Source organism: Pseudomonas sp. LBUM1651, from assembly GCF_059716135.1.
The window spans coordinates 4,031,375-4,044,611 of the sequence record NZ_CP166805.1 but is presented as its reverse complement, the minus strand read 5'-3'; the positions used below and the strand labels follow the sequence as shown (position 1 = coordinate 4,044,611).

Annotated in this window: 13 protein-coding genes; 2 read left to right on the top strand and 11 right to left on the bottom strand. The window is 59.2% G+C overall.

The features are described 5' to 3' along the window. From ACA066_RS18965 to puuE, 7 genes are all read right to left on the bottom strand, one after another. Positions 1-786: an outer membrane protein OmpK gene (locus ACA066_RS18965; protein ID WP_497696175.1), complete on the bottom strand. Its 786-nt coding sequence runs from the start codon at positions 784-786 to the stop codon at positions 1-3. A gap of 187 nt (positions 787-973) precedes the next feature. Further along, positions 974-2,332, bottom strand: a complete 1,359-nt coding sequence (locus ACA066_RS18960) for a nucleobase:cation symporter-2 family protein (protein ID WP_497696174.1) — start codon at positions 2,330-2,332, stop codon at positions 974-976. 189 nt (positions 2,333-2,521) lie between these two features. Next, positions 2,522-3,814, bottom strand: coding sequence for a urate hydroxylase PuuD (locus ACA066_RS18955; RefSeq protein WP_497696173.1), 1,293 nt, complete (start codon positions 3,812-3,814; stop codon positions 2,522-2,524). Between the two features lie 50 nt (positions 3,815-3,864). Continuing rightward, a complete protein-coding gene (locus ACA066_RS18950; protein ID WP_007988150.1) occupies positions 3,865-4,368 on the bottom strand; it encodes an ureidoglycolate lyase in 504 nt (167 codons plus the stop codon). A 119-nt stretch (positions 4,369-4,487) separates the two neighbouring features. Further along, positions 4,488-5,483: an allantoicase gene (alc, locus tag ACA066_RS18945; RefSeq protein WP_033057158.1), complete on the bottom strand. Its 996-nt coding sequence runs from the start codon at positions 5,481-5,483 to the stop codon at positions 4,488-4,490. A gap of 99 nt (positions 5,484-5,582) precedes the next feature. Beyond that, a complete protein-coding gene (gene uraD / locus ACA066_RS18940; protein WP_497696172.1) occupies positions 5,583-6,098 on the bottom strand; it encodes a 2-oxo-4-hydroxy-4-carboxy-5-ureidoimidazoline decarboxylase in 516 nt (171 codons plus the stop codon). Next, the gene (puuE, locus tag ACA066_RS18935) at positions 6,095-7,021 is read right to left on the bottom strand and encodes an allantoinase PuuE (protein ID WP_497696171.1); all 927 of its coding nucleotides are present in this window, start codon (positions 7,019-7,021) and stop codon (positions 6,095-6,097) included. The genes uraD and puuE overlap by 4 nt, the downstream gene beginning before the upstream one ends. A 421-nt stretch (positions 7,022-7,442) precedes the next feature. Between puuE and uraH the strand changes: the two genes are divergently transcribed. Next, on the top strand, positions 7,443-7,796 hold the full coding sequence (gene uraH / locus ACA066_RS18930; protein ID WP_017339772.1) for a hydroxyisourate hydrolase: 354 nt from the start codon (positions 7,443-7,445) through the stop codon (positions 7,794-7,796). Positions 7,797-7,999: 203 nt separating this feature from the next. Here uraH and ACA066_RS18925 read toward each other — a convergent pair whose 3' ends face one another. The 3 genes from ACA066_RS18925 to ACA066_RS18915 form a co-directional block, all read right to left on the bottom strand. After that, a complete protein-coding gene (locus ACA066_RS18925; protein ID WP_497696170.1) occupies positions 8,000-8,626 on the bottom strand; it encodes a LysE family translocator in 627 nt (208 codons plus the stop codon). An 80-nt stretch (positions 8,627-8,706) separates the two neighbouring features. Beyond that, positions 8,707-10,056 (bottom strand): NCS2 family permease, encoded by a 1,350-nt coding sequence (locus ACA066_RS18920; protein WP_497696169.1) that lies wholly within the window; start codon positions 10,054-10,056, stop codon positions 8,707-8,709. Between the two features lie 297 nt (positions 10,057-10,353). Continuing rightward, a complete protein-coding gene (locus ACA066_RS18915; RefSeq protein WP_497696168.1) occupies positions 10,354-10,800 on the bottom strand; it encodes a MarR family winged helix-turn-helix transcriptional regulator in 447 nt (148 codons plus the stop codon). An 82-nt stretch (positions 10,801-10,882) separates the two neighbouring features. On the opposite strand from ACA066_RS18915, the gene ACA066_RS18910 reads away from it, so the two are divergent. Beyond that, on the top strand, positions 10,883-12,049 hold the full coding sequence (locus ACA066_RS18910; protein WP_497696167.1) for an aminotransferase-like domain-containing protein: 1,167 nt from the start codon (positions 10,883-10,885) through the stop codon (positions 12,047-12,049). 353 nt (positions 12,050-12,402) lie between these two features. Here ACA066_RS18910 and ACA066_RS18905 read toward each other — a convergent pair whose 3' ends face one another. Further along, the gene (locus ACA066_RS18905) at positions 12,403-12,774 is read right to left on the bottom strand and encodes a glutathione S-transferase N-terminal domain-containing protein (RefSeq protein ID WP_497696166.1); all 372 of its coding nucleotides are present in this window, start codon (positions 12,772-12,774) and stop codon (positions 12,403-12,405) included. Positions 12,775-13,237: the final 463 nt, after the last annotated feature.

Genomic DNA, 13,237 nt, shown 5'->3' with positions numbered 1-13,237 from the left:
TTAAAAGTGCACCTTCACCAGCAGGCTGGCGGTGTTTTGGTGGGTGTCGAGGTTGGCGCTGTTTTCGACCCCGTACTTGTTCTTCCAGTAGCTGTATTCGGTGCCGACGTAGAACTGTTTCTGACTCCAGCCCAGGGCTTTGCCGAGGTCATATTTGATCTGCGGATTGATGTGCAAGTTGGCGTGGTAAGTGCCGCGAGCGTTCTGATCGTTGTCCACCACCCAGTCCAGATAACCGTCGATCAACAGGTCGGAGTTGCCCAAGGGAATGCTGTAGGACCAGGCCGGTGTGATCTGCCAGACACCATCGCCGGGGCGCGGGCCTTCGGTCTGGCGACGATAGAAGTTCAACGTGAAATAGTTGAAGCCCGGCACTGCGAGGTCGAAACCGGGGCCGATCAGGTAGGCCTCGCTGTCGCCTTCGCCATACTCGTAAGTCATGGCCAGCAGCACGTCCTTGATCGGGCCGTATTCGAAGCGGCGGTCGAGCATCTTGCCAAAGGAGAGGCGGGGGCTGAACTCGCCGTAGAAGGCGCGCGGGCCTTTGTTGCGGTCTTCCTCGCCGTTGTAGAAGATCTTGTCGACGAACAGGAAGTTGTCGCCGTACTTCCATTTGTCGGCGTGCTCGAACGTCACCGTCTGCTGGATCGACGGGTTGATCGCGAAATTCTTGCCGTACAAATAGCTCAGGCTGTTGGTCTGCCACAGCAATAAATCGCCGGCCATGGCTTGGCTGGCGGCCAGCAGGCCACCGCCCAACAGCAGGTTTGTCTGAGTCCGAATCATCTGTCGCTCCCTCTTGTTTTTATTGTTTTGTGGCGAGGGGGCTTGCCCCCGTTGGGTCGCGAAGCGGCCCCGGCATTTCCCCAGCCATACCCTGTCAGCAGGTTTTGCGACTGCTTCGCAGCCGAACGGGGCGATGCGGCGTTCCGACAAGCCCCCTCGCCACAGGAGGCGGTTCATTACAGGTGGGTCAATGCGAGTGGGCGTGGCAGTCGTTGATCGCCGCGCGTTCGGCGCCGCCGAGAATGTTGAACAACAGGTTCAGCATCAGGGCGCTAAGAGTCGCCATGGCAATTCCGCTGTGCGTGATCGGACTCATCCACAGCGGCAGGTGCGCAAAAAACTCCGGACGCACCACCGGAATCAATCCCATGCCGATGCTCACCGCCACCAGCAACTGGTTGCGACGGTCACCGATGTCGGCTTCCTGAAGAATCTTGATACCGGTGGCGGCGACCATGCCGAACATCGCAATCGCGGCGCCACCGAGCACGGCGGGGGGAATCGAGGCCACCAGGAACGCTGCTTTCGGCAGCAAACTCAGCACGACCAGCAAACCGCCGGCGACGATGGTCACCGAGCGGCAGCGCACGCCGGTCATCTGCACCAGGCCGATGTTCTGCGCGAACGAGGAGTGGGTGAAGGTGTTGAAGAAACCGGCAAAAAACGACGCGCCGGCATCACACAGCAAGCCGCGACGCAGCATCCGCGGACAGACTTCCTGACCGGTGATTTTGCCCAGCGCGAGGAACATCCCGGTGGACTCGACGAAGATGATCACCACCACCAGGCACATCGAAAGAATCGGTGCGAGTTCAAACTTTGGCATGCCGAAATGCAGCGGGGTGACGATTTGCAGCCAGGGCGCCTGAGCCATGCCGCTGAGGTCGACCATCCCGATCAGCCCGCAGATCACGTAGCCCAGGCACATGCCGATCAGCACGGAAATGTTGACCCAGAAACCGCGCATGAAGCGATGGACCAACAGGATGGTAGCCAGCACCAGCGCGGCGATGGCCAGGTAAATCGGTGAACCGAATTGAGTGGCGCCGGCGCCGCCGCCCGCCCAGTTGACGGCCACGGGGAACAGCGACAAACCGATCGAGGTGATGACGGTGCCCGTTACCAGAGGCGGGAAGAGGCGAACGACTTTGGACATGAACGGCGCGATGATCATGCCGAAGAAGCCGGCGGCGATGGTCGCGCCGAAGATGCCCTGCAGACCGATACCGGGCATGCCGGCCATGGCGACCATGCTGCCGACCGCGGCGAAACTGGCGCCCATCATCACGGGCATGCGAATGCCCATCGGGCCGATGCCCAGCGATTGCACGATGGTGGCGATGCCGGCGACCAGCAGGTCGGCATTGATCAGGAAGGCGATTTCTTCACGACTCAGGCCTGCGGCCTGTCCGATGATCAGCGGCACCGCGATGGCTCCGCCGTACATCAGCAAAACATGTTGCAGACCGACCAGGATCAATTGCAAAAGGGGTAAACGCTGAATGGCGGGTGCGTCGGGGATGCGCGCTTCGGATAGCTCGGACAATGCAACACCTCGGATCTTTTTTATTCTTGTGATTTTGTGTATCAGGGGGGACCTGTGGCGAGGGAGCTTGCTCCCGCTGGACTGCGCAGCAGTCCCCTTCTTTTCAGGTAGAGAGGGGGGCCGCTTCGCGACCCAGCGGGAGCAAGCTCCCTCGCCACAAAAGCCCGCTTTCACAGGCTTTTGTGTTGCTTAGTTGGTCGGAGCTCCCTGAACAATCCACGCACCGATCAGGTCACGTTCCTGCTGGGTCATCTGGGTGATGTTGCCCAGTGGCATGATCTGGCTGGTGACGGCTTGAGCCTGGATGCGCGCCGCGTTCTGGCGGATCTGCTCGGGCGTGTCGAACATCACCCCGGCCGGTGCAGCACTGAACAGCGGGCTGGTCGGTTTGGCCGAATGGCAGACCGAGCAACGTTCCTGAATTACGCTGTGCACCTTGTCGAAACTCGGGCCGGCGTTTGCAGCCTGGACCGGTGCTTCAGCAGGTTTCGCAGCGGCAGGTTTGGCACCACCACCCAGGGCAGTTTCCGGTAGCGGCTGGTACTCGATGGTGCCAGGGGCCTTGGCTACTTCAGGCGCGCTCGGCATTTGCGCCGGGCCGGTCACGTAAGCCAGGCAGATCATGCCAACAGCCGCGACAGGCAGGGTCCAGGCGAACTTGTGGCTGTCATGACGGGTGTTGAAGTAGTGACGCACCAACACCGCCAGTACGGCGATCCCGGCCAGGATCAACCAGTTGTACTGGCTGCCGTAGGTGCTCGGGAAGTGGTTGCTGATCATGATGAACAGCACCGGCAAGGTGAAGTAGTTGTTGTGACGCGAACGCAGCAAACCTTTGGCCGGCAGTGCCGGATCCGGTGTGCGGTTCTCGGCAATCGCCGCCACCAATGCACGCTGCGCCGGCATGATGATGCGGAACACGTTGCCGACCATGATGGTGCCGATGATCGCGCCGACGTGCAGGTACGCACCGCGGCCGCTGAACACTTTGCTGAAGCCGTAGGCGGCGCCAATGATCAGCACGAACAGGATGAAACCGAGCAGGGCAGGGCGTTTGCCCAGGGCCGAGTCGCAAAGGAAGGAGTAGATGAACCAGCCGACGAACAAGGAGGCGATGCCCAGGGCAACCCCTTCAGGGCCGGTCAGGCTGCTGCCCGGTGCCAACAGGTACAACGTCGGGTTGGAGTAGAACACCACGCAGAGCAGCGCGATCCCCGACAGCCAGGTGAAGTAGGCTTCCCATTTGAACCAGTGCAGGTTGTCCGGCATGGTCGGTGGGGCGAGTTTGTATTTTTCCAGGTGGTAGATACCGCCGCCGTGGATCGCCCACAGATCGCCGGCCAGACCGCTTTTCGGGTTGACCCGATTGAGGTTGTTTTCCAGCCAGACGAAGTAGAACGACGCACCGATCCAGGCCACGCCAGTAATCATGTGAACCCAGCGCACGCTCAGGTTCAGCCATTCCAACAGATGTGCTTCCACAGTCTTTACCTCTCGCCTGTCACTCTGTTGTCGAGTGATCAGACCTTCTCTTATTGGTGGGGGGCGAGGATCAAACGCTCATCCTCTTTGAAAAAATGCTCATCGCAGTTATTGCCTGTGCCACTGCGATCAACCACCAGGAAGTCATCCCGCTTTTCGATCGTCAGCACCGGATGGTGCCAAACGCCGCGATGGTAATTAATGCCCTGCCTGCCGTTGGTGACGAAGGCGCGGACCAAGCCTGATACAGGTTCATCGCCAAGTGGCGCGACCACGATCAGAAAGGGGTTGCCGAGCAGCGGAATGAAAGCCTGGCTGCCCAGCGGGTGACGCTCCAGCATGCTGACGGTCAGCGGCATGTCCTGCGCGTCGGCGCGGAAGATGCTGATGATCGCCTTGTCCTCTGGCGTGGCGGTTTCCACCGTCGCCAGTTTGTGAAAGCGCATGGTCGAACCGTTGTTGATCATGAAGTGATCGCTGCCGTCGGTTTCGATCACGTCACCGAAAGGGGCGAAGGCTTCTTTGGTCAGCGGTTCAATCGTCAGTGTGCGCATGCTGTTCTTATCCGAATTCTGTGTTGTTTGTAGCTTTGCTTTTGTAGGAGCACGGCTTGCCGGCGAAGGCGCCCTCACTGACGCCATCGCCAGCAAGCTGTGCTCCTACAGGCTCAGCATTACTTCGCGACCTTGCCGAGAACGCGCAGGCGACTCACACCACCATCCGGGAACACGTTCAGGCGGATGTGGGTGATCGGGCCCAGTGCCTTGATCTGCTCGGCGAAGGTGTGTTCGGCGTGCATTTCCAGTTTCTGCGCCGGCAGCAGTTCGCGCCAGAACAGCGATTGGGTTTCGATCTGGCTGTCGGTGCCGCCCTTCACGAACGCACCCTGGATCGAGCACGTGTCCGGGTAGTTGCCCTTGAAGTGCAGGGTGTCGACGATGACTTTTTCGATCTCGCCGGCATGACCCAGCGCGACGATGACCCAGTCATTGCCCGGCGTGCGACGACGCGCAGTTTCCCAGCCGTCGCCCATGTTGATGCCACGGCCCGGATTGAGGATGTTGCTCATGCGGCCGAAGTGTTCGTCGGAGCAGGCGAGGGCGCGGCCACCGTTCAGGGCTGCGGCCAGGTCAACCTGCTCGTTGTCGCCGACAGCGGACCAGTCGCGGAACGGAATGCCGTAGACACGCAGACGGGCCACGCCACCATCCGGGTAGATGTTGAAGCGCAGGTGGCTGAAGGCCTGGTCGTTATTGATTTCGTGATAGTGGTGGCTGTTGCCTTGCAGCTCGACGGCCGACAGCACTTCAGTCCACTGGGTGTTGTCGTCCGGCTCGCCCGAGGCCAGGAAGCAGGCTTCCAGCGAAGCCGACGGCGGGAAGTTGCCGGTGAAGAACGAAGTGTCGATGTCCACGCCTTTGATCGAACCCGGTACGCCCAGGCGGATCACCGCGCTGTCGTAGCCTTCGAAGCGCTTGCGGCGAGATTCCCAGCCGTCCATCCACTTGCCGTTGTCATCGAACACGCCCTCCTTCCACACGGCCGGGGTCGGTTGGAACAGACGGTTGGCGTCTGCGAACCAGTCATCGGTGACCGAGATGATTTTGGTGCCCAGCCGGGCGTCGGCCAGGTTGACGAACTTCTCGAAAGGTACGGCGTAAGCTTTCATTCTTCTTGTCTGCCTTTAATAAGTTGGCTTGGGATGCTCGCTGGCCCTGGGTGCTTTCCGCGTTTAAGAACACTCGGGGCTTTTCACAAGGGCTGCTTGCTAGAGAGTCAGTAATCGGAACAGGGCGATCTTGTTGATCTCCGCCAGCGCGCACTTGAATTCGGTATCTGCCGAGTTGTGAATGCGCGTTTCGAACGCCGCGAGGATCTGATGCCGGTTGCTGCCTTTTACCGCCATGATGAAGGGAAACTTGAACTTGGCTTTGTAGGCGTCGTTCAGCTCGGTGAAGCGTTGAAACTCTTCGGCCGTGCATTGGTGAATACCCGCGCCAGACTGTTCTTCAGTGCTGGCTGCGGTGAGCTGGCCCTGGACGGCGGCTTTGCCGGCCAGGTCCGGGTGAGCGTTGATCAGGGCCAATTGGCTTTCGTGATCAGCACTCAACAGGATGTCGCTCATGCGCTGGTGCAGGGTTTCGATCTCGTCGATCGAAACGTCCTGGCCCAGGTCGAAGGCCTTCTCGGCCACCCATGGCGAATGTTCGTAGATATCGGCGAAAGCGGCGACAAATGCGTCGCGGCTCAGGGTCGAGGGTTTCAGTGTCTGGAAGTGGCTCATTTCGCAGCCCCTTGGTACGGGTGGGTTTCGTGCCAGTGGCGAGCGATGTCGACGCGGCGGCTGAACCACACCTGTTCATGACTTTTAGCGTATTCGATAAAGCGCTTGAGCGAGGCCAGACGCGCCGGACGGCCGATCAGCCGGCAGTGCAGGCCGATGGACAACATCTTCGGCGCTTCGGCGCCTTCGGCGTACAGCACGTCGAACGCGTCTTTGAGGTATTCGAAGAAATCGTCGCCCTTGTTGAACCCCTGGACCTGGGTGAAGCGCATGTCGTTGGTGTCCAGCGTGTACGGGATCACCAGATGCGGCTTGCCGGTCGGATTGTTTGGTTCCCAGTAGGGCAGGTCGTCGTCGTAGGTGTCGCTGTCGTAGAGGAAACCGCCTTCTTCCATCACCAGGCGGCGGGTGTTTGGACCGGTGCGGCCGGTGTACCAGCCCAGCGGGCGAATGCCTGTGATTTCGGTGAGTACGCGGATCGCTTCGAGCATGTGCTCTCGTTCCTGTGCTTCGTCCATGTACTGGTAGTCGATCCAGCGGTAGCCGTGGCTGCAGATCTCGTGGCCGGCATCGACCATCGCGCGGATCACGTCCGGGTGACGCTGGGCGGCCATGGCCACGGCGAAGATGGTCAGCGGAATGTCGAATTCCTTGAACAGTTTCAGAATCCGCCAGACGCCGGCACGGCTGCCATACTCGTAAAGGGATTCCATGCTCATGTTGCGCGCGCCTTGCAGCGGCTGCGCCGAGACCATCTCCGAAAGGAAGGCTTCGGATTCTTTATCGCCGTGCAGGATATTGCGCTCGCCGCCTTCTTCGTAATTCAGGACGAAGGAGAGGGCGATGCGGGCATTGCCCGGCCAGTGTGGGTGAGGAGGGTTACTGCCGTAACCGATCAGGTCGCGTGGGTAGTCAGCGCTCACTGCAGTCTTCCTTCTTATTCGTGTTGACAGGTTGTGTGGCGCCTTGGCGGTGAGAGGACAGGCTGGCGTCACAGCGATGAGATGATTGTATACAACTTTATATCGACTTTGTAAGCCTGAATTTTCGCATTTTTCATCAGCGGTCATCTTCACATGTTATTGCAAGAAACCTGCCTGAATGGTCAGCTAATGGATGGAAGGCCCTTGGATCGTATGGTTTGCCGATGGATTCAGCGGTAAATCCCGAATGGCGGTGGTAGCACTAAAAATGTCGTTTTTATTGTGTACAATTTTATTGTAAAGTGTCTTAATCAGTCGCTCGCCGCAGCTTTTCGTGCTCCGAATCGGTGCGGTCTCCTTTTCAACTGACTTCAGGAGGCGCGAGGTCTGACTGCTCCACGCAGGCAGGCGCGCAGAATCAATGGGACGTTTGACTACACACGTTTTGGACGCTGCACACGGTTGCCCGGGCAGCTCGATCAAGGTCGAGCTGTACCGCGTTGAAGGCTCGCAGCTGGAATTGGTCGCCAGCGCGATCACCAACAGCGACGGCCGTGTCGATGCACCTCTGCTGCAGGGCGATGACTATCGCACCGGGGTCTATCAGGTTCAGTTTCATGCGGGCGATTACTACCGCGCCCGTGGCGTTCAGTTGCCTACGCCTGCGTTCCTGGATGTGGTGGTGCTGCGTTTCGGCATCTCTGCGGAACAGGATCACTATCACGTGCCGCTGCTGATTTCGCCCTACAGCTATTCCACGTACCGCGGCAGCTGATCCGCCAAGCAGCTGCCTCCTCCGAGAAGCGACTGCGCATATAGCTTCTTTGGTCTTTCGCCCGCTTACACTGCGGGCTTTTTTTCGTCTGGAGAAATGTGGCGTCCGTGCAGACGTAATCGCTAGCAGGCTAGCTCCCACAGGGGATTTGTGAACGCCGCAAATCCAATGTGGGAGCTAGCCTGCTAGCGATGCTTTTGACTTTAGCGGCTTAGCAATGAAGCCGCACCGGCACCACTGAACAACCCCGCACTCACCCGGTTAAACCAACTCTGCCCCTTGCCACTACGCAAATACCGCGCCGCCCCATGCGCACCCAGCCCATATGCCAATTTGCACAGCAGATCCAGCACGGTCCACGTCGCAATCATCACCAGCAACTGCGGCAGGAACGGTTGCCCGGCGCTGAGGAACTGCGGCAGGAAAGCGGCAAAGAACAGAATGTCTTTCGGGTTGCTCGCGCCTAGTACAAAGGCGCGCCCAAACAAGGCGCGAAAGCGGGGTACCGGGGCTGCCTGAGGCACTTCGGCGCCGACCGCAGGCTGGCGCGATTGCTGCCAGCTCTGCCAGGCGAGGTAAAACAGGTACAACGCACCGACGATTTTCAGCGCGCTGAACAGCTGTTCCGACGCCAGCAACAACGCGCCCAAACCCAGGGCGGACGCACTGAGCAAGCAGATCGACGCAAACACACCACCCAGAAACGCCGGGTAAGAACGACGCAAACCGTAATTCAGACTGTTGCTGATCATCAGCAAAGACAGGGGCCCCGGGATCAGGATCACCACCAGCGCAGCGCCGCTGAACAGCAGCCAGGTTTCCAGACTCATCACTTTCCTCCATTTGCACAAAAGCCTCACCCGACGGGGTGAGGCTGTTTTGAACCACTGTTTTTTGAAACGTAGACCGCTTACAAGAAAATGAACTTGGCGATGAAGATCGCGCAAAGCACCCACAGACTCACGGATATTTCCTTGTACTTGCCCGTGCCTGCCTTCAACGCCACGTAGGTGATAAAGCCCAGCGCGATGCCGTCGGCAACCGAAAAGGTCAGCGGCATCATGATCGCGGTGACGATCGCCGGAATGCTGTCGGTCGCTTCGTCCCATTCAATGTGCGCCATGCCGCCCATCATCAGCATTGCTACATAAATCAGCGCGCCGGCGGTGGCATAGGCGGGGATCATGCCAGCGAGCGGTGCGAAAAACATGGCTGCAATAAATAGCACACCTACGGTCACTGCGGTAAGACCAGTCCGACCACCCGCGGCGACGCCCGCGGCACTTTCAACGTAACTGGTGACCGGCGGAACCCCGACCACCGCCCCGAATACGCTGGAGGCGCTATCGGCTTTCATGGCACGGGAAAGGTTTTCAATCCGGCCGTCCGCGTTCACCAGATTGGCGCGCTGGGCGACGCCCATCAGGGTGCCGGCGGTGTCGAACATGTGCACGAAGAGGAAGGCCAGCACCACGCTGATCATGCTGACGTTGAACACGCCGGCGACGTTCATGGCCATCCAGGTTGGTGCCAGGCTCGGCGGTGCCGACATGATCCCTTCGTAATGCACCAGGCCCAGGCCCCAACCGGCCAGCGTCACGGTGATGATGCTGATGAGGATCGCACCGAAAACCTTGTGGTAGCTGAGCACGGCGATCATCAGGAAGCAGATGGCGGCCAGCAGTGGTCCAGGTTCGCGCAACGAGCCAAGCTTGATCAGGGTGGCCGGGCTATCGACGACGATACCGGCGGTTTTCAAGCCGATCAGCCCGAGAAACAAACCGACCCCCGCGCCCATCGCAAAGCGCAGGCTCACCGGAATGCTGTTGAGCAGCCATTCACGGATCTTGGAAAAGGTCAGGATCATGAACAACACCCCGGAAACAAACACCGCGCCAAGGGCGGTTTCCCAGTTGTAGCCCATGGTGCCGACCACGGTGTAGGTAAAGAAAGCGTTGAGGCCCATGCCCGGCGCCAGGCCGACCGGCCAGTTGGCGTACAGGCCCATCAACAGGCAGCCCAGCGCGGCGGCGATGCAGGTGGCGACGAACGCGGCGCCGTGATCGATCCCGGCGTCAGCCATGATGTTGGGGTTGACGAAGATGATGTAAGCCATCGTGATAAAGGTTGTCAGACCGGCAATCAGCTCGGTCTTCACCGTGGTGCCATGCAAGCTGAGTTTGAAGATGCGCTCCAGCCAGCCAGTGCGTAACGGCGGCGAGAGTTCCAGCGTCGGGGCTTCGGATTTGCGGCTTTCCACAGCGAGTACTCCTCAAGAGTTTTATTGTTATTTCCAGGGCCGGACCCATGAGGGTGGCAGCGGCCCTTTGAGGCATTCGCGAATTTGTTGACCGTTTGGTCAGGAACTCGCACGCAGTGGATTATGCTTTTGTATACAAATAATGCAAATAATGTTTTTGATTTTGTAGACGAAAAGTTTTTCAATAGGGATATATCGCCTTTGAGGGCCTTTTCGCCAGCAGGCTGGCTCCCACAGGTTTTGTGTACACCACAGATCACTGTGGGAGCCAGCCTGCTGGCGATGGGGGCAGAACAGTCAATCAACAACAGTCTGACTTTTCCCAAGAGCTATATTCACCGCCAACCACCCATTCACCGCCGTCTCCCCAGCCTCGGCAAACACCCGCTCCAGCAATTTCACCTGCTCACGTCGCAGCGACTGCTCGAAACGCGCGCCATCGTGGGTCAACTCCAGCAGCCGTTTACGCTTGTCCGTCTCCGACGCAACGCTGTCCACCAAATGCATTTCCACCAACTGCCGCAACGGAATGTTCAACGCCTGCTTGCTCACGCCAAGCAACGCTAGCAATTCCTTGACGCTCAGGTTCGGGTAACGGGCGATGAAAAACACGATGCGTTGATGCACCCGGCTCAAGCCGCGACGCTCGAGCATTTCGTCGGCCTTGGCGGTAAACGCCTGGTAGCCGAAGAAAAACGCCTCCATGGCCTGCTGTTGGGAGGCGGGATTTTTAAGGTCAAGCATGTTGACGTATCCGTTCGGGTTGTCGTAATTTCGGTCAAGCAGTTTGACTCATTTTCCTCAGGCCTCGCTACCGGTGACCCCCATGGCTTTTTCCGAACGTGTCTCGCGCCTTAAAAGTTCTCTGATCCGTGAAATCCTTGCTGCGGCCCAACGGCCGGAAGTGATGTCGTTCGCCGGTGGCCTGCCGGCCGAAGTCATGCTGCCGAAAGTCGAGTGGGCCGACATGCCGCTGTCCATGGGTCAATATGGTATGAGCGAGGGCGAGCCGGCGTTGCGTGAAGCGTTGGCGGCGCAGGCGCGAGCATTGGGCGTGCCATGCGAGGCGAGCCAGGTGTTGGTGGTCAGCGGTTCCCAGCAAACCCTCGATCTGGCAGCGAAGCTCTACATCGACAAAGGCACCGAGATCCTGCTTGAAGCGCCGACTTACCTGGCCGCGTTGCAGATCTTTCAACTGTTCGGTGCCAACTGCATCACCGTGCCGCTGGAGGCTGATGGTCCGAACCTGATGCAACTGCGTGCACGCCTTGAAAAACACCGCCCGGCGTTCATCTACCTGATCCCGACCTTCCAGAACCCGTCGGCCGTGCGCTACAGCGAAGCCAAGCGCGACGCTGTGGCAGCCTTGCTGGATGAGTTCGGCGTCACCCTGATCGAAGATGAGCCGTACCGCGAGCTGACATTCGACGGCGGCAGTGCCACGCCGATTGTCAGTCGCTTGAAAAAGGCCAGTTGGATCTACACCGGCACCGTGTCGAAAACCCTATTGCCGGGGTTGCGAGTGGGTTATCTGATCGCCAGTCCTGACCTGTTCCCACACTTGCTGAAGCTCAAGCAATCTGCCGACCTGCACACCAATCGGGTCGGCCAGTGGCAGGCGCTGCAATGGATCGGTACAGAGAAATTTCAGCATCACCTGAGTGAATTGCGTGACTTCTATCGGGTTCGGCGGGACGCGTTTCAGTCGGCGCTGGAAACCCATTTCGCTGATCTGGCCGATTGGAACGTGCCCCAGGGCGGGCTGTTTTTCTGGCTGACGCTGAAGCAACCGCTGGATACTCGGACGTTGCTCAAGGCTGCGCTGGCGGCGGATGTGGCGTTCATGCCGGGTGAGCCGTTTTTCCCTGAACCGGATAGCCATCCGGGGCATCTACGGCTGAACTTCAGCCATATCGATCCGGCGCGGCTGGATGAAGGGTTGAAGCGATTGGCGGCGGTGGTGCGTCAGGCGCAGAAGGCGAAAGCGGCCTGATCGCAGAACCAAAAAAACCGGCTCAAGGGCTAATGCCGGTCAGTTAAGCAGATTTGTAGGAGCGAGCTTGCTCGCGATGGACTTCAAGGCGACGCGTTTATCCAGAAAATACGCGTTATCGTTAACGTCCATCGCGAGCAAGCTCGCTCCTACAGGGGGCAGCTTTCGCCTAACTGATCGGCATTAGGCTCAAGGGCCGGTTTTTTTGGTCTGGTTTTGTGGTGTTCGGGCGGGCCTCATCGCCAGCAAGCCGGCTCCTACAAGGGGTGTGGCGGTCACAAATCTAGTGTGCGCCGCCTATTTGTAGGAGCCGGCTTGCTGGCGATGGCGTCCGCAAGGACACCGCCAAAATCTCAGGCCGCCGCAAACCGCTTATCCAGATAATCAATAATCACCTTGGACTCATACATCCACGTGGTCTGCCCATTCTCTTCAATACGCAGGCACGGCACCTTGATCTTGCCGCCCTGTTCCAGCAGTGTCTGGCGATCCTGCTCGTTGTTCTTCGCATCACGCAACGCCACCGGCACATTCAGGCGGCGCAAGGTACGACGGGTTTTTACGCAGAACGGGCAGGCGTGGAACTGATACAGGGTCAGGCCTTTGGCGGCCGTTTCGACCTGAGCCTGAGCAGCGGCGGGGCGCTGCTTCTTGCCCGGGCGGGTGATGAAGTCGATGAAGATGATCAGTTGGCCAAGGCCGACACGAAGCGCTTTAACGAACACGGTACAAGCCTCACGGGGCGAAAGAAGGCGCGCAGCTTACCTGATTTTTCACAGACGAAAAAAAACCGGCGATGAGTGCCGGTTTTCTTCGTGGTGCGCCAGGCATGGCGCGTTGCGCGCAAGCGCAACCAGTTTGGCTGTGGTGGCCACGCTGGTGACTTGGAGGTGAAAGTCCTCTACACACCCGGCAAGGGGAAGTGTTAGCCAGAGGCAAGGGTGTCGCGGGTGACTGCGAATCTGAAGGAAGCCCGAGGCAAAATGCTGGCCTGACGAACAGGAAGCGGATGAGGCGGCGCAGCGGGGTAAGGCGGCCATGATCGTCAAAGCCCAATACTTGCACGGAACGCTGTGACGTAAATCCGACAGGCATAAGCAGGAAGGTCGCGCGAATTACCCTGGGAGATCTGCACGTTTGCCACTGTGCTACCGAGCGTCGAGAGGCGACGGGATGGACGTGCAGAAG